Here is a 22665-nt window from a genome sequence, read left to right on the forward strand (position 1 = left end):
CGGAACGGGACCCTGCGGCTCCTCGCCGCGCGCACGGACGACGGCCAGGGCGGCCGCCACACCGCCCGCGGAGACGATCCCGGGTGCACCCAGGTCGGGGCCGTCGAGGACGACACCGTCGACACCACCCGGATCGACGTCGGACGCCGCGAGGGCCACGCCGGCCGACGAGCCCACGGCCAGGATGGTCCACCGGTCGTAACCGAGCTGCTGCCGGAGGTCACGGAGGTCGGCCGCCGCAGGCGCGACGCCGAAGTCGCTCGGCACGACGCCGTCCTCCTGCCAGGCCGCGGTGCAGGAGGCGAAGGCCGCGCCGACCGCGGCGACGCGGGTTGCACGGTCCCCATCAGCGCCGAGCGAGGCGCGGATAACCGCGGTCGCCGGCGCACAGTCGAGCGACGGCGTGGCGTCGCGACCGCCCCGGCGTTCGACGAACACCACGTCGCGGTCGGAGGCCAGCCCGCCCTCGACCGCGAGCTGCTGGATGTCGAGCGTCGAGAGCGCCGACCCGCCGGCGAGGTAGACGAGCGGCGGTCGCCCGGTCTCGAGGGCGGCCGGTACGAGCACGTACGGCAGGGTCGCCTCCGCCGAGTCCGGCACCGCGCGAGACAGGGGCACCGTCAACACGCCGCAGCGGGAACCACCGGGGACCGCGGTGACGCACTCGGCGGTACTGACCTCGGCGGTGACCATCGGCGCTGCACCGGCGGGCGACGCCGGCATGAGGAGGAGTCCGAGGGTGAGGGCCGCGACGGCACCTCGTCCGACGGCGATCGGTCGCCTCCGCGGACGGTCGATCCTGTGCATGTTCCCCCCGCTCGAGCTTCATCGCTCGGCCCATCCTGGCGGATCACACCACGCCTGCGGAAGAGGGCTTGCCCGCAATCCGCTCGTGTTGCGACCCGGGTGGCTCAGTCCTCGGCAGCCTCGTCGGCGTCCCACTTCGCGCTGTTGGCGCGCAGTCGCTCGAGTGCGTGCGAGGCCTCCGCAGCCGTCTCGAAGGGGCCGACGCGGTCGACGACACTCGACTCGAAGCCGAACTCGACCTGACCGGTCTTCGTGTTGTACCAGTACTGCTCGGATGGTTCCTTCGCCACGGCGCGTCTCCCCTGCTCGGTTAGGCTTGATCCTATGCCTTTCGACACCGCAGGTCACCTGATCCCCGGTCGCGTCGGCCGCCCCCGATCGGTGCCGGAGACGATCGTCCGCCCCGAGTACGTCGGCCGCGCCGCACCGGCCACCGACACCCGGGGCGATCTGTATTCGGCTGAGGAGATCGAACGCATCCGGGTCGCCGGGACCATCGCCGCCGATGCGATCCAAGCCGTCGGCGCGGCGGTCCGTCCCGGGGTGACCACCGACGAGCTGGACGCCATCGGACACGCGTTCGTCATCGGTGCGGGCGCCTATCCGTCGACGCTCGGGTACCGCGGCTACCCCAAGTCGATCTGCAGTTCGGTCAACGAGGTCGTCTGCCACGGCATCCCCGACGACACCGCCTTGCGCGAGGGCGACCTCGTGAACATCGACATCACCGCCTACCTCGACGGCGTGCACGGCGACAGCAACGTGACCTTCCTCGTCGGCGACGTCGCCGACGACACCCGTCTCCTCGTCGAGCGCACCCGGGAAGCCCTCAACCGCGGTATCAAGGCCGTCGCCCCCGGCCGGCAGATCAACGTCATCGGTCGTGCGATCGAGTCCTACGCGAAGCGGTTCGGGTACGGCGTCGTCCGCGACTTCACGGGCCACGGTGTCGGCCGGTCCTTCCACTCGGGGCTGATCGTCCCCCACTACGACGCCGCGCCGCTGTACGACACGGTGATGGAGCCGGGCATGGTGTTCACGATCGAGCCGATGCTCACGATCGGATCCCAGGACTGGGAGCAGTGGGACGACGACTGGACGGTCACGACCCGCGACCGGTCGTTGACCGCGCAGTTCGAGCACACGCTCGTCGTCACCGAACGCGGGGCCGAGGTCTTGACCCTTCCGAGCACGATCGACACCGCCGCAGCGCCCGCGGCGCTCTAGGCTGGACGCATGACGAACGCAGCTCCCCGGTCCGCCGTCGGCATCGATATCGGAGGGACCGGCATCAAAGGTGCGGTCGTCGATCTCACGACGGGTGCCCTCCTCACCGATCGGGTGAAGATCCCCACGCCGAAGGGTGGCGAGCCGAAGGACATCGTCGTGACGGTGCGGGAGGTGCTCGAGCAGCTGTCCCCGGCCTCCGACGGACTCCCGCTCGGCGTCTGCTTCCCCGCGATCGTCCGCAACGGCCGGACGATGTCCGCGGCGAACGTCTCCGACGCCTGGATCGGCCTCGAAGCCGAGCAGCTGTTCGAGCAGGGCCTCGGGCGGGAGATCACCTTCGTGAACGACGCCGACGCGGCCGGGTACGCCGAGACCGAGTTCGGGGCAGCCAAGGGCGCAAGCGGTCTCACGATCCTGACGACCCTCGGCACCGGCATCGGCACGGCGCTCATCTACAACCGCACGTTGATCCCGAACGCCGAACTCGGGCACCTGGAGATCGACGGCAAAGACGCCGAGACGCGGGCGTCCTACGCGGTCAAGGAGCGCGAGGACCTGAGCTGGGAGAAGTGGGCCAAGCGCCTCCAGAAGTACTACGAGCGCCTCGAGTTCCTCTTCTCGCCCGATCAGTTCGTGGTGGGCGGCGGCGTGTCCAAGCACGCGGACCACTTCCTGCCGCTCCTGAAGCTCGACACCCCGATCATCCCCGCCGTGCACCGGAACAACGCGGGCATCCTCGGCGCAGCCGCGCTCGCCGCCGGCCCCGCCGAACGCATCGCCTGAGCACTGCGCCACGCGCTGCGGCGGTTCCGTCGCAGCGCTTGGCGTGGGAGTGGGGTGTGAACGGGTCGACCGGTACGCCGGGTTCTGTCCCACGCTCTCGCGTTTGGACGGCCATCTCTCTCGGGACGACGTTGCCGCCGCCCTCTAGCGGTCTACCCGGGAACTTGGCGAGCAGCCTCAGCGTTCCCTGTTGACCTTGCTCCGGACGAGGTTTACCGAGCCGACCGGGTCACCCCGGTCGCTGGTGGGCTCTTACCCCACCGTTTCACCCTGACCGTGGTCGCCCACGGCGGTCTGTTCTCTGTGGCACTGTCTCGCGGGTCACCCCGGGTGGGTGTTACCCACCGCCCTGCTCTGTGGAGCCCGGACGTTCCTCGGCACCGACACCCGGAGGTCTCGGTGACGCGACCGTCTAGCCGGCCCGTTCACGGAGACGAGTCTACCGGCCCGCGACAACGGCCGTGGACCGCCGGTGTCGTGCAGCCAGCGTCCGGCTCAGATGAGGCCGGACTCGTCCGTTCGGACGACGATCGCGGCGCACTCCGGGCACTGCACGACCACTTCGGACGGTGCGGCGCGGACGGCCTGGAGGTCGTTGCCGGTGAGCGACATCTTGCATGCGCCGCAGGTGCCGGCGCGGAACAGTGCTGCACCGATACCGCCGCGGGCGCGGCGCTGGTCGTAGAGGGCCAGGAGGTCGGCGGGGATGCCGGGTGCGAGAGACTCGCGGTCGGCGGTGAGTCGTGTCCGTTCGGCCTCGAGTTCGACGAGTTCGGCGTCGCGCTTGGCGACGACCTCGTCGAGGAGTTCCTGGAGTCCGGCGCGCTCGGCGTCGACCTGGGCGACGGCGTCCTCCGCGGCCTCCACCCGCTCCATGACGTCGAGCTGGATCTCCTCGAGGTTGTTCTGGCGGTTCTGCAACGAGGCGATCTCGCTCTGCAGCGCTTCGACGTCCTTGACGGAGGTCGACGACTGGAGGCGGTCGGCGTCGCGCTTCATCCGGGCCGCGACGACGGCGACGTCGGACTCGATGCGCCCGAGCTCGGTCTGTGCGTCGTCGCGGACGCCGACCCGCTCCAGCCGACGGAGGCGGACGGTCTCGATCTCGGCCTGGAGCTGCGCGATGCGCGCGGCCTCGGGGAGGTTCGCCGCGCGGTGGGCGGTGCGCTGCACGCCGGTGTCGATGCTCTGCAGGGTGAGCAACGTCTTCTGGTCTGCTGGGCTGGCTTTCACGTCTGTTCCAAACTCTCGACTCATCACCCTACCGGCCGCGCCGACTACTGGGTGACGACGAAGTCCCACGGGTCGGTACGCAGCTCGCTGACCCGGACGTCGAGTCCCGGGAGCTCTCGTCGGAGCGCGTCGGCGGCCCCCTCCAGCCACAGCCACTCGCTCGCCCAGTGGGAGACGTCGACGAGGGCCGGCCCGCCACCGAGGAGTGCCTGCTCCCGGGCCTCGGACGCCGGGTGATGGCGGAGGTCGGCCGTGATGTACACGTCGGCCGCGCGGACCGCGGGGTGGGACAGGAGCGAGTCACCCGCTCCCCCGCAGAGCGCGATCCTCCGGACGGCCTGGTCATACTCCCCGGAGGCACGGACCCCGGTGGCGGTCGCCGGCAGGATCTCGGCGAGGGCACGTGCGATCGCGCCGAGCGTCGTCTCCTCCGGGAGGTCGCCGACCCGACCCAACCCGGTCAGGCCGTCGGCGGCCGGGACGATCGGAGCCGGGTCGTGGAGGCCGAGACGTTGCGCGAGGACGTCCGAGGTCCCGTCGACGACGACGTCGGCGTTGGTGTGTGCGGCGATGAGTCCGGCGCCGCCACGGATCAGGCGCGTGATGAGCGACCCCTTGTACCGGTCACCCGCCACGGTCGTGACACCGCGCATCAGCAGCGGGTGGTGGACCAGCAGCAGGCCGTCGGGGCGCTCGAGCACCTCGTCGACGGTCACGCCGACCGCGTCGATCGCCAGGAGCACATGCCCGACCGGCTGGTCCGGGTCGCCGACGAGGAGCCCCGGGGCGTCCCAGTCCTCGGCTCCGGACAGTGGCCAGAGGCGCTCGACGACCGTGTTGACCTCACGCAGGGTTCTCATCACCCGGCAATCCTAACCAGGCACCCTCGAGCACGCTCAGGGGCGCAGGACGAGCATGATCGCGAGGGCGATCATGACGACCGCGATCGCGACGTCGAGGATGCGCCAGGCCACCGGCTTCGCGAAGACGCCGCGGAGCAACCGAGCGCCGTACCCCAGCGCGGTGAACCACAGGATGCTCCCGAGGACCGCGCCGACGGCGAACCACCAGCGCCCCACCTCCCCGTGCGTGTTCGCGATCGAGCCGAGGAGGAGGACGGTGTCGAGGTACACGTGGGGGTTCAGCCAGGTGAGGCCGACCACGGTGAGCACCGCCGCCCTGAGTGAGAGGCCGTTGCCACCGCGGTCGGCGGCGAGACCGGACGGGGCGAGCGCACGGCGTGCGGCCAGCAGACCGTAGCCGAGCAGGAAGGCCGCGCCGGCCCAACGGAGGACGACGAGGACCACGGGGAACCGCTCCACGACGAATCCGATGCCGCTGACACCGGCGATGATGAGCACCGCGTCGGAGAGTGCGCACACGAGGACGACCGGCAGGACGTGCTCGCGCCGGATGCCCTGCCGGAGGACGAAGGCGTTCTGGGCGCCGATGGCCACGATGAGTGAGAGGCCGAGGCCGAGGCCCGCGATCGCGGCCTGCAGTGCGGAGGTCATCCTCCGACCGTAGGAGGCGCAGCATGATGAATCCAGTTCAATATTCTGATGAATCATAAGATCCTCTTAGGATGGATTTCCATTTCGAGCAACTGCGGGCCTTCGTCGCTGCGGTCGACCACGGCACCTTCGAGTCGGCCGCCCGGGAGCTGATGGTCACGCCGTCGGCCATCAGCCAACGCATCAAGACCCTCGAGCAGAGCGTCGGACGGGTCCTCCTGCTCCGGACCAAACCGATCACCATCACGGCGTCAGGTGAGATCGTGCTCCGCCTCGGCCGCGCGGTGCACCTGCTCGGTCACGACGCGGCGCTCGAGTTGCACGCCGACGACGCGCTCGCCCCCGCCACCCCGGCGGTGATCCCGATCGTCGTGAACGCGGACTCCCTCGCCACCTGGCTGCTGCCGGTGCTGGCGGACGTCGCCGCCCGGGAGTCGGTCGTCTTCGACCTCGCTCGCGAGGACCAGGACCATTCGACGGAGCTCCTCCGTGCGGGCAGCGTCATGGCCGCGGTCACCTCGAACGCCGAGCCCGTCCAGGGGTGCACGGTGCGGCTCCTCGGTCGGATGCGTTACCGACCGATGGCGTCACCCGCGTTCGCGACGCGCTGGTTCGAGAACGGTGCGACCGCTCAGGCGCTCACGGCAGCGCCCGTCGTCGTGTTCGACCGGAAGGACGATCTCCAGGACGCCTACCTCCGACGACGTGGCGTCGACCCCGCCACCCCGCCGCGACACCATGTTCCGGCCTCGGCGGACTTCGCGACCGCCGTCGGCCTCGGTCTCGGCTGGGGCATGCTCCCGGACGCGCAGTCCGACGCGCCGCTGCGCAGGGGCGAACTCGTCGTGCTCGACGAGACCGGCGGCGTCGACGTCCCGTTGTTCTGGCAGCAGTGGCGACTCCACTCCCGACTGCTCGAGCTCGTCACGACGGCAGTGGTCGACGCGGCCCGATCCTCGCTGCACTGAACGACTGCCGAGAGGTCCCGGAGAAGGTGCACCGGGCACCCACGACGGTGCAAGGATGGAGCAATGGATATCGCGTACACAGCAGTTGCCCATGCCACCGGAGGCGGACGAGACGGACACGTCCGCAGTGAGGACGACCTCCTCGACTTCGACACCCGTCCCCCGAAGGAACTCGGCGGCAGCGGCGAGGGCACCAACCCCGAGCAGTTGTTCGCCGCCGGCTTCGCCGCGTGCTTCCTCAGCGCCCTCCACGCAGTCGGGCGCACCGCGAAGCTCGACACGAAGGACGCCGAGGTGTCGGCCAGCGTCGGCATCGGATCGAACGGTGAGGGCGGCTTCGGCCTGGCCGTCGAGCTCGACGTCTACGTGCCGAACGTGACGCACGATGAAGCCCAGCAGCTGGCCGACCAGGCGCACCAGGTGTGCCCGTACTCGAACGCCACACGCGGCAACATCGACGTGACGGTGTCGATCGTCGACTGACGAAGCTCCCGCCCGCAAGGGCTGTCGATCGTCGTGTCCGCCGGTTACGCTGGCGGGCACGACGATCGAGAGGAAGCATCATGTCTGATTTCGGGGCGGTCGAAGGCATCCGTGACGAGGGCGCCGCAGCCATGCTGCCCGGGCTCCCGGACGCCGTGGTCGAGGACGAGTCGCTGGATGACGACGCGCCCGCCGAGGACGCAGCAGACGAATCCGGTATGGGTCTCGCCGGCTCAGGGACCTGACGCGCGGATCGAGCTCAGCGCAACATCGACGCGGCGATGACGCCGACGATGCCGAGTTGCAGTGCGAGCACGATGCCGATCGTGATGAAGAGCGTGCTCCAGAGGACGATGTTCCCCAGGAGGACGCCCACGAAGGCGCCGAATCGTCCGCGCGGTCGAGCCGTCGACCGCGCCACTTGAAGCCGCTCGGTCTGCGCGACCCGGGGCGTGGACAGGGTGAAGAGATTCGGGCTGGTGTCCAGGTGCGTGGTCATGCCACCAGTGTCCGTCGACACCCGGGGGCGGCACATCGGACGCCGGGGCGATCATCGTCCCCGCGGCGTCATCCTGTGAGCTGATCCTCCTCCGCCCGCGGGACGGTCGACCGTCCGCCGAACGGCGTGCCGGTCACACCTGCGTGAGTCGGATCCCCCAGGACAGCGACCACCGCTCGTCGGGCTCCAACCACCGGAGTCCGGTCCCGCTGTTCAGCGCATCGGCGGGAGCCGTCATGGGCTCGATGGCGATGGCCTGCGTCGGTCCGTCTGCCCCCGGGAAGTTCTTCGGCGTGTAGACCTGGACGAACCGGAAGTCGTCGTCCGCCCAGAGCTCGACGGTGTCGCCGTCCGGTGCAGTGAGCCGGTGTCGGACGGCACCGTCGACCTGCCGGACCGAACCCAGGCCGACGTCGATCGAGAGATCGCCCACTCGAGCGCCCGAGCGCAGATCGTACGGGGTCCCGTCGACGGGACGGGAGACGACCGGGATGCGCTGCTCGTCCGTCTCGAACCAGGTGTCGGCCGCCAGCGTCACGGTGAGGTCGGCGGTCGGCACGTCGCCGAGCGCCAGGTAGGGGTGAGCGCCGACGGCGACCGGCGCGGGGCGACTCGACCGGTTCACGATGGTGTGGGTCACCCGGAGGCCGTCGTCGTCCAACGTGTAGGCGACCGAGGTGTCGAGGCGGAACGGGTAGCCGTGCTGCGGGAACACCGAGGCGAGCAGGGTCACCGCGTGATCGGTGTGATCCTCCGCCCGGTACCCCGTGTTGCGCAGGAGACCATGGGAGGCGTTCCCGGTCGCCGCCTCGGTGACGTCGAGCTGCTGCGGTTCACCGTCGAGCGTCCACCGGGCATCCCGGACGCGGTTGGGCCACGGCACGAGCACCATCCCGCACCCCATCGGGGCGACGACGTACTCACCGAAGGACTGCACGAGGGTGCGTCCGCCGACCGTCAGTTCGCGCAGTCCGGCGGCGAGTTCGGTGACCGTCGCTCGGACCTCGCCCTGCGGACCGGCGTGGTGGAGACGGTACTGGGTTCCAGAGGCAGCGGGCATGCCGCCAAGCCTACGACGGACGTCCGCCAGGCGGGGTGGAGCCGTGTGACGCCGTCCACCGGTGGACGGCCTCGGCGATCCGGATCAGCCCGAGTTCGAGCTCGGCGAAGCCGGAGCTCAGGGGCGCGACCCCGATGCGGAGACCGTCCGGGTGCCGGAAGTCGGGGATCACACCCGCATTCCAGAGCAGCGGGGTGATCTCGCGGAACGACGGGTGACCGAGCGTCACATGACCACCGCGACGCGCCGCGTCACGAGGGGTCATCACCCTCACGCCGGAGCCTGCGAGGTGCTCGTCGGCCCAGGAGATCGCGAACGTGGTGAGCGCGACGGACTTCGCCCGGATGGCGGCGACCCCGGCGGACTCGATGAGCGTCAGCGAGTCCTCGAGCGGCAGCATGCCCACGATCGGCGGCGTCCCGCTGAGGAACCGGCGCATCCCGACGGCCGGCTGATAGGCGTCGGCCATGGCGAAGACGTCGGCGGCGCCCATCCACCCCTGGATGGGCTGGAGGAGCCGGCCCTGATGGCGCGCCGCGACGTAGGCGAAGGCCGGAGCACCGGGTCCGCCGCCGAGGTACTTGTAGGAGCAGCCCACCGCGAGGTCCACGCTCCACTCGTCGAGCTCGATCGGGACCGCACCGGCGGAGTGGCACAGGTCCCAGAGGACGAGTGCTCCCGCCTGATGCGCGATCGCGGTCAGCTCCTCGACGTCGAGCAGCGCTCCGGACCGGTAGTCGACCTGGCTGAGCACGACGAGTGCGGTCCGCTCGTGGACCACCTCGCGCAGCTGGTGCGCGGCGACACCGTTGACCGGGTCGGCGTCGATCCATCGGACGCGCAGACCCCGTTCAGCGGCGATCCCCTCGATCACGAAGCGGTCCGTCGGGAAGTTCCCCGCATCGATCACGAGCTCGTCGCGCCCAGCGGCTCCTCTGGCGGACGACGTCGCGTCGACCGCCGCGCGGATCAGCTTGTACAGCAGCACAGTCGTCGAATCGGCGACGACCGTCTGACCTGCTGCTGCACCGAGCACGACCGATCCCAGGCGGTCGCCGAGCGTCAGCGGCAGCTCGAACCAGCGGTCGTCCCACGACCGGATGAGCCTCGTCCCCCACTCCTCGGCGATGAACGACTGCAGCCGCTTCGCCGTGGCCCGCAACGGCCGCCCGAGGGAGTTCCCGTCGAGGTACGCGACGACGCCCTCGGCCGGGACGAACGCCGCGCGGTGTTCCGCGAGCGGGTCGGTCTCGTCGAGGACGCGTGCGTCCGGGCGGGCGGACGTGGTGGGGGCTGGGGCGTCGACCATCCTGCGACGGTAACCGCCACCAGTGCGTGCCGCAAGGAAGCGGACGGGACGCGGCTTGCTAGCGTTGCCGCATGCCCACCCTCCTGCACCTCGACTCCTCCGCCGATCTCGACACCTCCCGGTCCCGCCGGCTCTCGCAGGCCGTCGTGGACGCCTGGTCGACCGCCGACCCCACCGGCATCGTCGTCCGTCGCGACCTGCACCGGGATCCGGTCCCCCACCTCGCCGACGCGAGTCTCCACTGGGCGCCGGCCGACCGCCTCCCCGGCGCGAACCCGCCCGCCGAGGCCGAGACCCTCCAGCGCGTCCTGCTCGACGAGCTGCTCGGCGCCGACGTCGTCGTGATCGGCGCGCCGCTCTACAACTTCTCGATCCCGTCGTCGCTCAAGGCGTGGATCGACCACATCCACGTGCCTGGTGTCACGTCCGCGGACACGGGAGCGCTCACCGGCCGGCCGGTCGTCATCGCCACCAGCCGCGGGATCGCCTACGACGCGGGCAGCCCCACCGAGGGCTGGGATCACGAGGTGCCGGCGCTGCGGACGCTGTTCGGCGGAGCGCTCGGCATGGACGTCCACGTCATCACGACGAGTCTGACCCTCGCCGACCGTGATCCGGCGCTCGCAGCGCAGCTCGAACGGAGCGAGCAGGAGCTCGCCGAGGCCCTCCAGCTGGCGTCCGAGACGGGACTGCGGCTGGCCGTCTCGACGGCCTGAACGCCGAGACGACGGGCGGACGACGGATCCGACCCGTCTGATCCGGGCAGTGCTCCGAACTCCTGTCGAGCCACGATCAGGGAGAAGCACATGCCATCGAAGCACCAGACCGGCACCACGCGGAGCGGACGACGTCTCGTCTGGTTCGCGGCAGCACTGTCCGGCATCGTCGCAGCAGCGGTGTTCCTCGCGATCGCCGAGCTGGCGGCGCTGTTGTTCGCCCGAGGCAGCAGTCCTCTCCTCACGGTCGGATCGTTCGTCATCGACATCGTCCCGCGGTGGGCGAAGGAGTTCGCGATCGAGACCTTCGGCGGCAACGACAAGATCTTCCTGTTGGTGAGTCTCGGGGTCGCCGTCGTGATCGCCGCGGCGATCGCCGGGGTCCTGCAGCAGATCCGTCCACCGCTCGGTGTCGTGGTCCTCATCGCGGCCGGCGTCTTCGCCGGTGCGACGACCGTCACCCGCGCCGGTGCCACTCCGCTCGCCGTCGTCCCCGTGATCCTCGGTCTCGCGGCCGGCGTCGTGATCCTCATCCTCCTGAGTCGTCGCCTGCCGAAGCGAGCCGCGAACGGTTCGGACGACGAGCGCGCGGCGTTCGACCGCCGAGGCTTCTTCCGCGTGGCCGGCATCGCGGCGGCCGGTGCCGTCGTCGTCGGCGTGGGCGCACGCCTCGTGAACGTCACCACCTCGTCGATCACGGCCGTCCGCGACGCCCTCAAGCTCCCGGCGCCGAAGTCGACCGTCACGATCCCCGACGGAGCCGAGGCGGACGTCGACGGCCTCAGCCCGCTCTTCACACCGAACGACAAGTTCTACCGCGTCGACACCGCGCTGACCGTGCCGACGGTCGACCCGGCCACCTGGACGCTCACGATCGACGGCATGGTAGGCGAGCAGGTGCAGATCACCTTCGAGGAGCTCCTCGCCATGGGGCTCGACGAATACGTCATCACCATGACCTGCGTCTCGAACGAGGTGGGCGGCAACCTCCTGGGCAACGCGAAGTGGCTCGGTATCCCCGTGCGTGACGTCCTCAAGCGCGCGATGCCGGACTCGAAGGCCGACATGGTCCTGTCCACGAGCGTGGACGGCTTCACGGCGAGCACGCCGCTCGAGTCGCTCACCGACCCGAACCTGGACGCGATCCTCGCCGTGGCGATGAACGGCGAGCCCCTGCCGCTCGAGCACGGCTTCCCCGTGCGCATGGTCGTCCCGGGCCTCTACGGCTACGTGTCGGCGACCAAGTGGCTGACGAAGCTGACGGTCACGACCTTCGACAAGGACGAGGCCTACTGGACCCCGCGCGGCTACGACGCGAAGGCGCCGATCAAACTCTCCTCGCGGATCGACACGCCCCGGATCGACAAGCAGCTGCCGGCCGGACCGGCGAAGATCGCTGGTGTCGCCTGGGCGCAGACGGTCGGTATCGCCAAGGTCGAGGTCAGCATCGACAACGGCGACTGGCAGAGCGTCAACCTCACGACCGCCATCAACGACGACACCTGGGTGCAGTGGTGGATGGACTGGGAGGCGACCGCCGGTACGCACTACGTCGCCGTCCGTGCGACCGACAAGGCCGGGAACCTCCAGATCGAGGAGCAGGCGCCGATCGCTCCCAACGGATCCTCCGGTTGGCAGCGCACGCTCGTCCGCGTCGGCTGACGATACGCGGCTGACCGGTGCCGGTCAGCCGCGGGTGTCGACCGGCTGCAGCTGGGCGATCTTCGGTTCGCGGCCGTCGCCGGAGGAACGTCCGGTCAGGCGGCGCCCGATCCAGGGCAGCACGTGCTCGCGGTAGTAGGCCGCGGTGCGACGTTGACGCGGACCGGGCGGCGCCGCAGCGACGTCGTCGATCCCCCACTCCTCCGGGACCGGCACGTCGAGCGCCGTCAGCACGTTGCTCGCCACCCGGGCATGGCCGAGGGCGTTGAGATGCAGGCGGTCCACCGACCAGTACCGGAGGTCGGCGAGCGTCCGATCAGCCCAGTTGTCGACGAAGGTCACCCCGTCACGCGGATACCGCACCCGCACGGCCTGGGCCAGCTGCTCGCCGCGGCGGGCGAGGAGCGAACCCATCGGGATGTGAGCGGAAGGGTTCGCCCCGCTCAACAGCAGCACGTGGGCTCCACCGGCGCGCAGGCGTTCGACCGCACCGTCCAAGCGGTCGGCGACGCCGTCGATCGACACCCGCGGGCGCATGATGTCGTTGCCGCCGCCGTTGAAGCTGACGAGGTCCGGACCCATCGCGATCGCACGGTCGAGTTGTTCGTCGAGGATCGGCAGGAGCTTCCGCCCGCGGATGGCGAGGTTCGCGTAGCTGACGGTCTCCGTGGACGCCCGGGCGAGGCCGAGGGCCACGAAGTCGGCCCATCCGCGGAGGGTGCCGTCCTCCCGGAGATCCCCGTAGCCCTCACTGAAGCTGTCGCCGATGGCCACGTACCGTCTGAACCCGTGCTGCGTCATACCTGCACTGTACGCGCGACCGGAAGCCGTCTCCGACCGGTCCGCTCAGGCCGGACGGGACTCCCCGTCCGCGGCCGGTCGCCAGCCGAGGGCTGGCCCGAGCGCGCCGGCGATGTCGGTGAGCAGTTGCGTGTAGTCGTCCGGTTCGAGCGTGAACGGGAGGGCGAAGGCGACCTCGTCGACCTCCTGGAATCCGGCGTGCTCGTGCAGCCGCTCCGCGATCTCCGCACTGCTGCCGACGAGGTCCTCCGCGAAGAGCATCCGCCGCGGCCCATGGGCGACGCCGACGCGGTGCCGTCTCGAGTCGACGTACTCGTGGTACCGGGCGCGTTGGGACGCGGTCGCGGAGTCCGTCGGGATGACCACGAGCCCCTGTGACACGCGGGCCCGCTCACCCGCCGGGTGGAGTTCTCGGAACCGACGCACCTGGGCGGCCTGGTTCGCGGCGAAGTCCGTCGTGCCGTCCTCGGCGGCGATGACGCTGCTCGTGAGCAGGTTGAAGGAGTGCTCGCCGGCCCAACCGGCCGACCGCAGGCTGCCGGCTCCGTACCAGAGCCGCTCCGCCAGACCGTCGGCATGCGGCTCGACCCGCGAGGAGTAGTCCTCCTGGCCCTCACGACCGGCGCTGTCACTGACGACGTCACCGCGGATGAAGGAGCGGAGGCGGAGGACGCGGTCGTAGCCGAGGTCCTCCTGGTCGAGCGTCGACGGATAGATCGCGTGCTTGAACGCGTCGAACCGCATCGGCTCCCCGGTGCTGAAGCCGGGAAGCAGTCTGCCTCCCGAGAGGACGTCGACCGTGCCCAGATCCTCCGCGAGCCGGAAGGGGTTCTCCGCGCCGAGCGGTGTGACCGCGGTGCCGAGTGCGATGCGCTTCGTGCGCTGCGTCGCGGCGGCGAGGACGGCGACCGGTGAGGAGATGCCGAACTGCAGGTGCCGGTGCCGCAGCCAGGCACTGTCGAACCCCAGTCGTTCACCGAGCTCGATGAGCTGCAGGGTCGCCTCGTGCCCCGCCGCCGGCTCCTCGGGGTCGAACAGGCCCATCGTGAGGAAGCCGAGTCTGCGGAGCGGTGATGAGGATCGGGCCATGCATCGACTCTACGACGCCGCCGGAGCCGGACGTGCCCGCGCCGCGGGTGTCAGCTCGGCGACCCGGCCAGCACGGTGAACATGGCGCCGAGGCTTCCGAGGATGAACAGCATCGTTCCGAGCTGCATGGTCAGCGACTTGTTGCGTGACGCGGTCGGGACGTCCACCTCGAGGATCGGACACCCGGACCAGCCCAGCAGGCCGATGCTCAGACCCACGATGACCGAGCAGCACCACCACACCACGCGGAGTCCCTCGGCGAGGACGGCCGGCCGCCAGCCAGAGCTGAGGAGGAGTCCGAGGACGATCGCGGTGCTCCCGACCGCGACGCCGAACCAGACGGTTCCGGTGCGCATGATGCGCTGGACGTTGTTCTCAGGTGACATGAGGTCCTGTGACACGTGGTGCGGCTTTCTCGAGGTTCCGATTCCTGACGCGGGCCGCGGCCGGCGATCATGGTCGCTCGCAGCCCCGAACAGGAGCATAGACCCGCTCAGGACGCCCGACTCCCGTTCGACGGGGGCTTGCGCCGACGGGGGTCGCGACACAGACGAGGCCGGTCGAGGATCCGTGACGGATCACGCGGACGGTGCCCGGGCCGCCCACCGTGCCAGCGTTGCGAGCAGGGCACGGTGCTCCGCCGAGGCGTAGGAACGCTCGTCGTGTCCGAGTGCGTCGACGGCGACGCGCGAGGGCCCCACCTCGCGGACCCACACCGCAGGGAACCGCTCGCCGTCGACGTCGTGCTCGGCGACGGTGGTGCTCCGACCGACGGGTTGCAGCCGCAGGTACTGTTCGTCGTCCACCGGGATGTCGGCGAGCGGTCCGCCGTCGGGAGACGCCAGGCCGCGGACGACGGTCGGGCCCATCGGCGGATGCCAGGACACACCGGGTAGCCAGAGCGCCCCGATCGTCGGCGCCCAGTCCGGGTAGTCGCGGAGTGAGGCGAGCGCCGCGTGCATCGCGAGCACGCCGATCCCTCGACCAAGCGCCTCCGCGAAGGCGTCGATCGCGGCGGCAGGCGCTCGGCCCTGATCCTCGGACCGCCACGGGTCGCCGGCGTTGACCACCAGGAGCTCCACGCCCTCGAGTCGCGTCATCGCACGATCGACGTCCTCGTCGATCTCGACCGCGAAGCCGGCCGTCTCCAGGACCTCCGCGATGAGCGGGCTCGTGCGCGCGTACGGGTGCCACGGATCCGCATACCGACCACTCCCCGATGCGATGAGTGCTTTCACGGTTCCCCCTCGTCCGATCCGTCGGCGCCGGTCACCGTGTCCGCGGCCGACGCCTCTCCAGGGTACGGGGCCTCCCCCGACGGCTGCGTCGCCGGCCGATTGTGTCCGCGCATGTCGTCGTCACCTGCGCCCGCCCCGGTGCCGACCGTAGAGTGCCTGTCACCGACGCCGGGGCGTCGACGACGGCCGAGCTGACGGAGAGGACGAGGCGATGCACGAGCGGGACCGAGGGGGCTTCAGCACCCGACAGCTGCACGCCGGTGGCGCACCCGATGCGCCGCTCCAACCCCGGGCTCTGCCGATCTACGCGAGTGCCGGGTTCGTGTTCACGGACTTCGACGAGGCGGAGCGGCGGTTCGGACCGGACCCTGGTGGATACAGCTACAGCCGGGTCGGCAATCCGACGATCGACGCCGTCGAGCGCCGTCTCGCCGCGTTGGAGGGTGGTGTGGACGCGCTGCTCCTCGGCTCCGGACAGGCGGCCGTCGGCGTCGCCCTGCTCTCCCTGCTCGAGGCCGGCGACCATCTGCTCACCGCGCCGAGTCTGTACGAGGGCTCGCGCAGCCTCTTCACGGAGAACTTCGGTCGGCTGGGGATCACCACGAACGAGGTCGCCGATCCGCTCGACGCCGACGCCTGGGCGCGTGCCATCCGACCCGAGACGCGCGCGATCTTCGTCGAGTCCATCCCGAACCCCCGCAACGACCTCACGGATCTCCGTCTCGTCGCCGACGTGGCCCATGCGCACGGGGTCCCGCTCGTCGTCGACAACACCTTCGCCACGCCCTACCTCCTGCGTCCCATCGAGCACGGCGCCGACATCGTCGTCCACTCGGCCAGCAAGTTCCTGGCGGGCCACGGCACCGTGCTGGGCGGGGTCGTCGTCGACGGCGGCACGTTCGACTGGGCCGCTCGCGCAGACCGCTACCGACACCTCACCTCGCCGCTCGCCGCGCTCGGCGGGCGCAGCCACGTCGAGGCGGACGGGCGTGCCGCTCTCGCCGCCTACGCACGGGCATCGGTCGCGCTGCGTCTCGGCCCGACGCCGTCGCCGTTCAACGCGTTCCTCATCGCACAGGGCATCGAGACGCTGTCACTCCGCGTCCAACGGCAGAGCGAGAACGCCCTCGCCCTCGCGACCTGGCTGGCGGGCCGGACCGAAGTGGCCTCGGTCGACTACTCGGGACTCAGCGACAGTCCGTTCCGCGGCCTGGCGGACCGGTATCTGCCCGATGGACAGGGATCCGTGTTCTCGTTCACCCTGCACGGCGGACGGGACGCAGCACGGACGGTCATCGACCACGTCGGCCTGTTCACACGGATGACGAATCTCGGCGACGTCCGGTCGCTGATCCTCCACCCGGCCTCGACCACGCACGCCCAGCGTTCGGCCGAGCAGCTCGCGGCGAGCGGCATCGGTCAAGGACTCGTGCGGATCTCCGTCGGCATCGAGGACATCGCGGACCTCATCGCAGACCTCGCCTCGGCGTTCGACGCGCTCCCGGTCCGGGAACCGTCGACGAGCACGGACGCGAGCGTCACGGCGGATGTGGCGGTCGCCGCATGAGCGCCCGGCAACGCTTCGGCTGGTTCCTGTCACGTGGGTTCGGTCCGCACGGTTGGGGGCACCCGTACCTCGACTGGGACTACCGCTGGCAGGAGCCCGCCCTCTACCAGCAGGCCGTCCGCGAACTCGAGCAGGCGGGCCTGGACCTCTTGATCATCGAGGACGCCCTGTCACTGGGGAACCCCGAGACGCTCGACCTCCGCATCCGCGGCGCCTACGGCGGGCCGAAGCACGACCCGCTGAGCCTCGCCCCGTTCCTCTTCGCGGTGACGGAGCGCATCGGCATCGTCCCGACCGTGAACCCGTTGCAACTGCCGCCGTACCAGGCGGCACGGCAGTTCGCGACCCTGCAGCACCTCAGTCGCGGACGGTTCGGGGTGAACGTGGTCACCGACGTCGGCAGCAGTCGGCACTTCGGCGAGCCGGTCGTGCCGCACGACATCGCCTACGAGCGGGCGGAGGAGTGGCTCGACGGCGTGCGCGCGCTCTGGCGGAGCTGGCGACCCGGCGCGTACGTGGGCGACACCGCCTCCGGACGCTTCGCCGACGGCCGCCACCTCGACCGCGTCGAGCATCGCGGCGCACACTACGACTTCGACGGGCCGCTCAACGCCCTCCCCTTCGACGAGGACTCCGGTGGGGAGCCCGTCATCGTGTCACCGGGGTCCTCGCCGCGAGGGCTCGCCTTCACCGGACGACAGTCGGACGTCCAGCTCGCCCTCGCACCGCTCGACATCGCGAGCCTCCGTGCGTACCGGAGACGGGTCCTCGACGCGTCGGCTGCCGTCGGTCGGGACACCCCTCCCGCGATCCTGTTCGTGTTCAAGCCCGTCATCGTGTCGAGCAGTGCCGAGGCCGACCGTCTCGTCGCCGCCTCGGAACAGCCGGACGATGAGACGCTGCGCTCCGTCGCACTCGCGTGGTCGAGCGACCTCGAGACGGACCTCACCGCGCTCGACCTCGACCGACCGGTGGACCCGGCCGTCTTCGGCGACCACGTGTCGCGCGGCAGCCTCGACGCGTTGCGTGGACCGTACGAGTCCTTCGCAGCGGCGACGCTCCGGGAGATGCTCGTGCCCAAGGCACGCCTCGGGCGGATCACCGACGGCAGCGGTGTCGTCGGCACGGCGGCTGAGGTGGCCGACCACATCGAACGCGCCGGCAGCGAGGCGGACAACGACGGGTTCATCTTCTCGGGCGACCTCCATCCGGTGACGGTGCACCGCATGCTCGACGAACTCGTGCCGATCCTCCGACGCCGCGGGATCCTTCAGCGTCCGAAGGTCGACGCACCGCACGGACTCCGGAGCTCGTTGCAGGCCCCCTGAAGGATCGCTTCGTCAGCGGCTCGTGTTCAGGGCTGCTCGTGGTTCTGGCAGGTCCAACTCCCCGCGGGCGACGAGCGAACGGACGGACTCGAGGACCGCCTCCGTCGAGGTGTAGGCGGGTTCGTATCCGAGCAGCGACCGTGCCTTGTCGATCGACGCGCAGTGGCTCCGCACCAGGTGCTCCCAGGTGGTGTCGGCGTGCTCCGTCGGTGTCTCGGCTCGGAAGTGCTCCCAGGTCACCGACTCGAGCTCGGCCGAACGTCCGAACCAGCCGGCGACGACGTCGGCGTAGCCGCGGACGGTCACCGCGGCGGCCGAGGTCACGTTGAGGTCCTCGCCGGCGACACGGTCCCGGTTCGCGACGGCGAGCTCGAACCCCTGCGCGACGTCGTCGGCGTGCACGTGGTGCAGCAGCTCGGCACCGAGCCCGGGGATGCGCAGCGGTGAACCGAGTGCGAGGGTCCGCCAGACCCCGAGGTCGAGGTTGCCCAGCGGGTTGATGGGCGCCCACCCCGGTCCGACGATGTGTCCGGGATGCAGGGAGGTCGTCACCAGTCCTCCGTCGGCGGTCTCCTGCTGGAGCAGCCGGGCGATCTGGTCCTTCTGGACGCCGTAGTCGCCGAACGGCGCCGTCCCGGAGCCCTCGACGATGGGGACGGACGCGCTGGGACCGTAGCGCCAGATCGATCCGCAGTGGAGCAGCTGACCCGTGTTGCCGCGCAGTCCCTCGACGAGCGCCGTCGCCGAGGCGACCGTGAAGCAGACCAGATCGATGACGACGTCCGGGCCGAGGTCCGCGATGCGTCGCGCGAAGACACCGTCCCGGTCCTCGGCTTCCCGATCGGCTCGGATCCGCTCGACCCGGTCCCACTCGGGCGCATCCGTGTACGGCGAACGATCGCCGCGGCTCACACTCACGACCTCGTGGCCGGCCCGGACGAGTCGCGGGACGAGGAAGGTGCCGATGTGGCCGGTCCCGCCGATGACGACGATGCGCATGGTGTTCCTCCGTTCGCGCACGACGACGGCGTCGACGGGTGCGCTCCCCGGGAACGCTAATGGACCGGACCGTCCGACGCACGCCCTTGCGGGAGGCGACGGTGTGACCCGCTAGTCGTCGGAGGGACGTCGCCGTTGCTGTTTGGTGGCGCTCCGCTGCTGTTTCGCTGCGAGGTGGCGTCGCGCCGATCCGCGGGTCGGACGCGTGGGTCGGCGCGTCGGCGCCGGCGGCGCGAGGGCCGACCTGATGCGTGTCGCGAGCGCTTCGAGTGCGAGTTCGCGGTTCCGGAGCTGCGATCGCTCGCGGGAGACGGTCACGGTGATGGCACCGCCGACCAGCCGGGCGCCGAGCCGCTCGAGCAGTCGGTATCGTTGCTCGTCGGTGAGGACGGTCGACTCGGCCACACTCCACGTCAATTGGACACGGCTGTCGGAGGTGTTGACGTGCTGTCCGCCCGGGCCGGACGACCGGGAGAAACGCCACTGCAGCTCGGCTGCTGGGATCGTCAGTCCGGGCGAAACCTCGAGGTCCATGGGGCAAGCGTCTCACGAACCCGCGGCACGGCTCGCGTCCACCGCTGGTTCCGAGCCGGTGCCTCCTATCCTTGACGCTGTGAACGATGCACCAGCCGAACGCGGACGTCGACGCGCAGCCGTCGTCGTCAATCCCTCCAAGGTCGACATCAAGGTCCTCCGCTCGGCCGTCGCAGCCGCTGAATCGACGCACGGACTGGCACCCTCCACCTGGCACGAGACGAGCGCCGCCGACGACGGCCGGGGTGCGTCCGCGGCCGCGATCGCTTCGGCGCCCTCGGTCATCCTGGTCGCGGGAGGCGATGGGACACTGCGGGTCGCCGCCGAGGCCATCGCGTCCACCGGCATTCCCCTCGGGCTGGTCCCGGCCGGAACGGGGAACCTCTTCGCCCGAGCGCTCGGCCTGCCGTTGGGCGACCTCAAGCGGTCGGTCGACATCGCCTGTTCAGGGCGTGACCAGGTGGTCGACGTCGGCCAGGTCAGTCTCGGGCGCAGCGACGGCACGAACCGGGACGAGGTCTTCCTCGTCATGGCCGGCATCGGCCTCGACGCGCACATGGCCGGCCACACCAATGAGCGGCTGAAGCGACGGATCGGCTGGCTCGCCTACTCCGACCCGATCGCGCGGAGCATCATCGGCAACCGGCAGTTCGACCTGCACTATCGACTCGACGACCGTCCGGAGGCGGCTGCCCGAGCGCACACGATCATCGTCGGGAACTCCGGCACGCTCACCGGTGGGGTCCTGCTGCTCCCCGAGGCCGTCGTGGACGACGGCCTGCTCGATGCCGTCATGCTGCGCCCTGGCAAGGGTCCGGGTTGGGGGAACATCGGCTACCGCCTGACGTTCAACCGGATGCTGCACCGCACGCGGTTCGGCCGGCTGGTCGGACGATTCTCGCCGAAGGCACGCGCGATCAGCTACGCACAGGCGCGGACGATGCACCTCAGACTCGAGGAGCCGCAGGAGATCCAACTGGACGGCGACTCGCACGGTTCGGTGATCTCGGTCTCGCTGACGAACCTGCACCATGCCCTGATCGTCCGGGTTCCGAGCGGCCCGGCGCGCCCCGGCGGGCGCTGACCACCGGCTACGACGCCGCGTCGGAGGGAGCGGCCTCGGGGTCGATCGACGCCGCGAGCCGGTCGATCCGCTCGAGGGCGCGGTCGAACACGGGGACGAGTTCCCACAGGCGCGGCTCGTCGGCGCGGATCTCCTCGAGGGACCCGTGTGCGCTGCGGACCGAACCGAGATCGAAGCTGACGTTGGTCCGCGCTCCCGTGATCGCGGCGCGGAGTGCGCCGATCGCCACCGCCACGTCGGCGATCAGCGCCGGGTTGCCGTGCTCGGTCAGCCACGCGAGATCGTCGATCGCGTCGACGGCATGCTCGCCTAGGCGTGCCGAGGCCGCGGCCGCCTCGATGGACGCAGCACGGATCGCCTCGTCGCGTCCGACGCCGGCCGGTAGACGGAAGGCACTGCCGAACGCTCGCGAGGCGTGGGCGTCCTCGTCGGCCAAACGCAGCGCCAGCTCGGAGCGTGCCTCAGCGCGAGCGCGGAGTGCGGCGATCGTCGCCTTGGCCGAGTCCCGCCCGCTCGCGTCATCGGTGGCGTGCGTGGCTCGGGTGTAGCCGGCGACCATCGCGGTGAGGCCGGCGGCGATCGCCAGCATGAGTCCGGATGCGGCCCCGCCGCCGGGGTTCCCGGTCGCCGTGCCGAGCGCCTGCATCCACGTCGACACGCTCGAGTGCTCCGTCGACACCTCGTCGGTGTCCGCTGATCCCGTCATGGCGACCATTCTCCCGCGTCCGCGTCAGCTCGAGGCGCGGACGATGAGTTCGGTCGGGAACTCCGCCCGGTCCCCCGGGTCCGTCCCGGGCTCCGCCTCGAGGACGAGCTGGACCGCACGCGCGGCCATCGCGCGCATCGGCTGTCGCACGGTCGTCATCGGCGGCGGCATCAACCTGGACTGCGGGAGGTCGTCGAAGCCGACGACCCGGATGTCGTCGGGGATGCGGAGCTGCAGCTCCTCAGCGGCGCGGTAGACGCCGTAGGCCATCTCGTCGTTGCAGCTGAAGACGCCGATCGGGAGCCCGCCCTGCCTGAGGAGCTTGCGCACGGAGACGAAGGCGCTCTCCGAGGACCACGGCGACGAGATCTCCTCGACCGTCGCCCCGTCGGCGTGCCGTTCGACCGCCGCTCGGAAACCGGCCTCCCTCGCACGGCCGAACCGGTACTTCGGCCGGCCGGTGATGATGAGGAACCGACGTGTCCCCCGCCGGGCGAGATGCCGACCAGCGTCGAAGCCGCCCTGCCAGTCGGTGGACCCGACGCTCGGCAGACTCCGCGCTGGCTCCGCACGCGGATCGAGGAGCGCGACGGGGATGTTGGCCGAGGCGAGGATGTCGAGCTGCGAGACGTTGGGACGGATGAGGCACACGACGACACCGGCCGATCCCCGCGCACGTGCCCGACTGGGCCAGTCGTCGACCATCGACTCGCTCTCCGGCGTGAGCACCAGGTCGTAGTTCGCCGCAGCGGCCGCTCGCCGCACACTCGTCACGACCGTGTTCGCCCAGGGGTCGTCCCACTGACTCATCGCCAGGTCGAGCAGGCGCGGGACCGAGCGAGGTCGGCCGCGACGTTGTGCGGCGCGGTCGTAGCCGAGGTCGTTCGCTGCGGCGAGGATGCGGTCCCGGGTGTCCGGGGATGCATGGCGCTTCCCGGCGAGCACCCGGGAGACGAGCGAGACCGAGCACCCCGACCTCGCGGCGACGTCCGCAAGCGTCACGCTGAGATCGTCCCGCTCCGGCGTCGTCGTCATGGCTCCATGGTCCCGCATCC

General features: G+C 70.6%; 26 protein-coding genes and 1 other RNA gene. 10 read left to right on the forward strand and 17 right to left on the reverse strand.

The annotated features are described in order from the left end of the window. Together IFT89_RS02320 and IFT89_RS02325 are read right to left on the reverse strand one after the other, a co-directional pair. Window positions 1-807: hypothetical protein (locus tag IFT89_RS02320; RefSeq protein WP_202938101.1), on the reverse strand; the 807-nt coding region annotated here is incomplete at its 3' end. Between the two features lie 104 nt (window positions 808-911). Continuing rightward, window positions 912-1097 (reverse strand): hypothetical protein, encoded by a 186-nt coding sequence (locus tag IFT89_RS02325; RefSeq protein WP_064293764.1) that lies wholly within the window; start codon window positions 1095-1097, stop codon window positions 912-914. A 34-nt stretch (window positions 1098-1131) separates the two neighbouring features. Between IFT89_RS02325 and map the strand changes: the two genes are divergently transcribed. Continuing rightward, window positions 1132-2034, forward strand: a complete 903-nt coding sequence (gene map / locus IFT89_RS02330; RefSeq protein WP_137241724.1) for a type I methionyl aminopeptidase — start codon at window positions 1132-1134, stop codon at window positions 2032-2034. 9 nt (window positions 2035-2043) lie between these two features. Beyond that, on the forward strand, window positions 2044-2820 hold the full coding sequence (gene ppgK, locus IFT89_RS02335) for a polyphosphate--glucose phosphotransferase (protein WP_085510829.1): 777 nt from the start codon (window positions 2044-2046) through the stop codon (window positions 2818-2820). Window positions 2821-2877: 57 nt separating this feature from the next. Here the strand turns inward: ppgK and rnpB are convergent. From rnpB to IFT89_RS02355, 4 genes are all read right to left on the reverse strand, one after another. Beyond that, window positions 2878-3244, reverse strand: an RNA gene (gene rnpB / locus IFT89_RS02340) — RNase P RNA component class A. A gap of 71 nt (window positions 3245-3315) precedes the next feature. Continuing rightward, complete coding sequence (locus IFT89_RS02345; RefSeq protein ID WP_202938102.1) at window positions 3316-4053, reverse strand: zinc ribbon domain-containing protein; 738 nt, start codon at window positions 4051-4053, stop codon at window positions 3316-3318. 44 nt (window positions 4054-4097) lie between these two features. After that, the gene (locus tag IFT89_RS02350) at window positions 4098-4913 is read right to left on the reverse strand and encodes a Nif3-like dinuclear metal center hexameric protein (RefSeq protein WP_191941306.1); all 816 of its coding nucleotides are present in this window, start codon (window positions 4911-4913) and stop codon (window positions 4098-4100) included. A 36-nt stretch (window positions 4914-4949) separates the two neighbouring features. Beyond that, on the reverse strand, window positions 4950-5567 hold the full coding sequence (locus IFT89_RS02355) for a LysE/ArgO family amino acid transporter (RefSeq protein WP_191941069.1): 618 nt from the start codon (window positions 5565-5567) through the stop codon (window positions 4950-4952). A 71-nt stretch (window positions 5568-5638) separates the two neighbouring features. Between IFT89_RS02355 and IFT89_RS02360 the strand changes: the two genes are divergently transcribed. From IFT89_RS02360 to IFT89_RS02370, 3 genes are all read left to right on the forward strand, one after another. Next, window positions 5639-6535 carry a LysR family transcriptional regulator ArgP gene (locus IFT89_RS02360; RefSeq protein ID WP_202938103.1) on the forward strand — a complete coding sequence of 299 codons (897 nt, stop codon included), beginning with the start codon at window positions 5639-5641 and terminating at the stop codon, window positions 6533-6535. A 63-nt stretch (window positions 6536-6598) separates the two neighbouring features. Continuing rightward, window positions 6599-7018, forward strand: coding sequence for an organic hydroperoxide resistance protein (locus tag IFT89_RS02365; RefSeq protein WP_064293757.1), 420 nt, complete (start codon window positions 6599-6601; stop codon window positions 7016-7018). Window positions 7019-7098: 80 nt separating this feature from the next. After that, window positions 7099-7263 (forward strand): hypothetical protein, encoded by a 165-nt coding sequence (locus IFT89_RS02370; protein WP_159878695.1) that lies wholly within the window; start codon window positions 7099-7101, stop codon window positions 7261-7263. A 14-nt stretch (window positions 7264-7277) separates the two neighbouring features. Here IFT89_RS02370 and IFT89_RS02375 read toward each other — a convergent pair whose 3' ends face one another. The 3 genes from IFT89_RS02375 to IFT89_RS02385 form a co-directional block, all read right to left on the reverse strand. Continuing rightward, entirely contained in the window at window positions 7278-7517 is a 240-nt protein-coding gene (locus tag IFT89_RS02375) for a hypothetical protein (RefSeq protein WP_124769288.1), read from the reverse strand. A gap of 133 nt (window positions 7518-7650) precedes the next feature. After that, complete coding sequence (locus IFT89_RS02380) at window positions 7651-8577, reverse strand: aldose 1-epimerase family protein (RefSeq protein ID WP_191941068.1); 927 nt, start codon at window positions 8575-8577, stop codon at window positions 7651-7653. A gap of 10 nt (window positions 8578-8587) precedes the next feature. Further along, window positions 8588-9886, reverse strand: coding sequence for a kynureninase (locus tag IFT89_RS02385; RefSeq protein ID WP_202938104.1), 1299 nt, complete (start codon window positions 9884-9886; stop codon window positions 8588-8590). Window positions 9887-9957: 71 nt separating this feature from the next. On the opposite strand from IFT89_RS02385, the gene IFT89_RS02390 reads away from it, so the two are divergent. Next, window positions 9958-10602 carry an FMN-dependent NADH-azoreductase gene (locus tag IFT89_RS02390; RefSeq protein ID WP_202938105.1) on the forward strand — a complete coding sequence of 215 codons (645 nt, stop codon included), beginning with the start codon at window positions 9958-9960 and terminating at the stop codon, window positions 10600-10602. Between the two features lie 90 nt (window positions 10603-10692). Continuing rightward, window positions 10693-12264 carry a molybdopterin-dependent oxidoreductase gene (locus IFT89_RS02395; protein WP_202938106.1) on the forward strand — a complete coding sequence of 524 codons (1572 nt, stop codon included), beginning with the start codon at window positions 10693-10695 and terminating at the stop codon, window positions 12262-12264. Window positions 12265-12288: 24 nt separating this feature from the next. Here the strand turns inward: IFT89_RS02395 and IFT89_RS02400 are convergent, their stop codons facing one another. The 4 genes from IFT89_RS02400 to IFT89_RS02415 all read right to left on the reverse strand — a co-directional run bounded on the left by IFT89_RS02400 (window position 12289) and on the right by IFT89_RS02415 (window position 15392). Then, window positions 12289-13065, reverse strand: a complete 777-nt coding sequence (locus tag IFT89_RS02400; protein ID WP_137241732.1) for an SGNH/GDSL hydrolase family protein — start codon at window positions 13063-13065, stop codon at window positions 12289-12291. A gap of 45 nt (window positions 13066-13110) precedes the next feature. Beyond that, a complete protein-coding gene (locus IFT89_RS02405) occupies window positions 13111-14154 on the reverse strand; it encodes an LLM class flavin-dependent oxidoreductase (protein ID WP_202938107.1) in 1044 nt (347 codons plus the stop codon). A gap of 50 nt (window positions 14155-14204) precedes the next feature. Continuing rightward, entirely contained in the window at window positions 14205-14555 is a 351-nt protein-coding gene (locus IFT89_RS02410) for a hypothetical protein (RefSeq protein ID WP_079705855.1), read from the reverse strand. 177 nt (window positions 14556-14732) lie between these two features. After that, window positions 14733-15392 carry a ThuA domain-containing protein gene (locus IFT89_RS02415; RefSeq protein ID WP_307783390.1) on the reverse strand — a complete coding sequence of 220 codons (660 nt, stop codon included), beginning with the start codon at window positions 15390-15392 and terminating at the stop codon, window positions 14733-14735. 211 nt (window positions 15393-15603) lie between these two features. On the opposite strand from IFT89_RS02415, the gene IFT89_RS02420 reads away from it, so the two are divergent. Further along, a complete protein-coding gene (locus IFT89_RS02420) occupies window positions 15604-16959 on the forward strand; it encodes an O-acetylhomoserine aminocarboxypropyltransferase/cysteine synthase family protein (protein ID WP_202938108.1) in 1356 nt (451 codons plus the stop codon). Next, complete coding sequence (locus IFT89_RS02425) at window positions 16956-18287, forward strand: LLM class flavin-dependent oxidoreductase (RefSeq protein ID WP_202938109.1); 1332 nt, start codon at window positions 16956-16958, stop codon at window positions 18285-18287. The genes IFT89_RS02420 and IFT89_RS02425 overlap by 4 nt, the downstream gene beginning before the upstream one ends. A 12-nt stretch (window positions 18288-18299) precedes the next feature. On the opposite strand, the gene IFT89_RS02430 is transcribed toward IFT89_RS02425, so the two are convergent. Further along, on the reverse strand, window positions 18300-19286 hold the full coding sequence (locus tag IFT89_RS02430) for an NAD-dependent epimerase/dehydratase family protein (RefSeq protein ID WP_202938110.1): 987 nt from the start codon (window positions 19284-19286) through the stop codon (window positions 18300-18302). A gap of 111 nt (window positions 19287-19397) precedes the next feature. Next, entirely contained in the window at window positions 19398-19820 is a 423-nt protein-coding gene (gene arfB / locus IFT89_RS02435) for an alternative ribosome rescue aminoacyl-tRNA hydrolase ArfB (RefSeq protein ID WP_202938111.1), read from the reverse strand. A gap of 79 nt (window positions 19821-19899) precedes the next feature. On the opposite strand from arfB, the gene IFT89_RS02440 reads away from it, so the two are divergent. After that, entirely contained in the window at window positions 19900-20904 is a 1005-nt protein-coding gene (locus IFT89_RS02440; protein WP_307783391.1) for a diacylglycerol/lipid kinase family protein, read from the forward strand. Window positions 20905-20911: 7 nt separating this feature from the next. Here IFT89_RS02440 and IFT89_RS02445 read toward each other — a convergent pair whose 3' ends face one another. Further along, window positions 20912-21610 (reverse strand): cyclodeaminase/cyclohydrolase family protein, encoded by a 699-nt coding sequence (locus IFT89_RS02445; protein ID WP_202938113.1) that lies wholly within the window; start codon window positions 21608-21610, stop codon window positions 20912-20914. Window positions 21611-21634: 24 nt separating this feature from the next. After that, entirely contained in the window at window positions 21635-22645 is a 1011-nt protein-coding gene (locus IFT89_RS02450; RefSeq protein WP_194644563.1) for a LacI family DNA-binding transcriptional regulator, read from the reverse strand. Between the last annotated feature and the right edge of the window lie 20 nt (window positions 22646-22665).

The sequence above is a fragment of the Plantibacter sp. CFBP 13570 genome, assembly GCF_014841395.1.
GTDB lineage: Bacteria > Actinomycetota > Actinomycetes > Actinomycetales > Microbacteriaceae > Plantibacter > Plantibacter auratus.

Coding starts and splice junctions, on each gene's coding strand:
- IFT89_RS02445 (WP_202938113.1), bottom strand. CDS start 21,610: ATGACGGGATCAGCGGACACCGACGAGGTGTCGACGGAGCACTCGAGC.
- IFT89_RS02355 (WP_191941069.1), bottom strand. CDS start 5,567: ATGACCTCCGCACTGCAGGCCGCGATCGCGGGCCTCGGCCTCGGCCTC.
- IFT89_RS02405 (WP_202938107.1), bottom strand. CDS start 14,154: ATGGCCCGATCCTCATCACCGCTCCGCAGACTCGGCTTCCTCACGATG.
- IFT89_RS02400 (WP_137241732.1), bottom strand. CDS start 13,065: ATGACGCAGCACGGGTTCAGACGGTACGTGGCCATCGGCGACAGCTTC.
- IFT89_RS02390 (WP_202938105.1), top strand. CDS start 9,958: ATGCCCACCCTCCTGCACCTCGACTCCTCCGCCGATCTCGACACCTCC.
- IFT89_RS02375 (WP_124769288.1), bottom strand. CDS start 7,517: ATGACCACGCACCTGGACACCAGCCCGAATCTCTTCACCCTGTCCACG.
- IFT89_RS02395 (WP_202938106.1), top strand. CDS start 10,693: ATGCCATCGAAGCACCAGACCGGCACCACGCGGAGCGGACGACGTCTC.
- arfB (WP_202938111.1), bottom strand. CDS start 19,820: ATGGACCTCGAGGTTTCGCCCGGACTGACGATCCCAGCAGCCGAGCTG.
- IFT89_RS02420 (WP_202938108.1), top strand. CDS start 15,604: ATGCACGAGCGGGACCGAGGGGGCTTCAGCACCCGACAGCTGCACGCC.
- IFT89_RS02365 (WP_064293757.1), top strand. CDS start 6,599: ATGGATATCGCGTACACAGCAGTTGCCCATGCCACCGGAGGCGGACGA.
- IFT89_RS02370 (WP_159878695.1), top strand. CDS start 7,099: ATGTCTGATTTCGGGGCGGTCGAAGGCATCCGTGACGAGGGCGCCGCA.
- IFT89_RS02385 (WP_202938104.1), bottom strand. CDS start 9,886: ATGGTCGACGCCCCAGCCCCCACCACGTCCGCCCGCCCGGACGCACGC.
- IFT89_RS02380 (WP_191941068.1), bottom strand. CDS start 8,577: ATGCCCGCTGCCTCTGGAACCCAGTACCGTCTCCACCACGCCGGTCCG.
- map (WP_137241724.1), top strand. CDS start 1,132: ATGCCTTTCGACACCGCAGGTCACCTGATCCCCGGTCGCGTCGGCCGC.
- IFT89_RS02350 (WP_191941306.1), bottom strand. CDS start 4,913: ATGAGAACCCTGCGTGAGGTCAACACGGTCGTCGAGCGCCTCTGGCCA.
- ppgK (WP_085510829.1), top strand. CDS start 2,044: ATGACGAACGCAGCTCCCCGGTCCGCCGTCGGCATCGATATCGGAGGG.
- IFT89_RS02425 (WP_202938109.1), top strand. CDS start 16,956: ATGAGCGCCCGGCAACGCTTCGGCTGGTTCCTGTCACGTGGGTTCGGT.
- IFT89_RS02360 (WP_202938103.1), top strand. CDS start 5,639: ATGGATTTCCATTTCGAGCAACTGCGGGCCTTCGTCGCTGCGGTCGAC.
- IFT89_RS02450 (WP_194644563.1), bottom strand. CDS start 22,645: ATGACGACGACGCCGGAGCGGGACGATCTCAGCGTGACGCTTGCGGAC.
- IFT89_RS02430 (WP_202938110.1), bottom strand. CDS start 19,286: ATGCGCATCGTCGTCATCGGCGGGACCGGCCACATCGGCACCTTCCTC.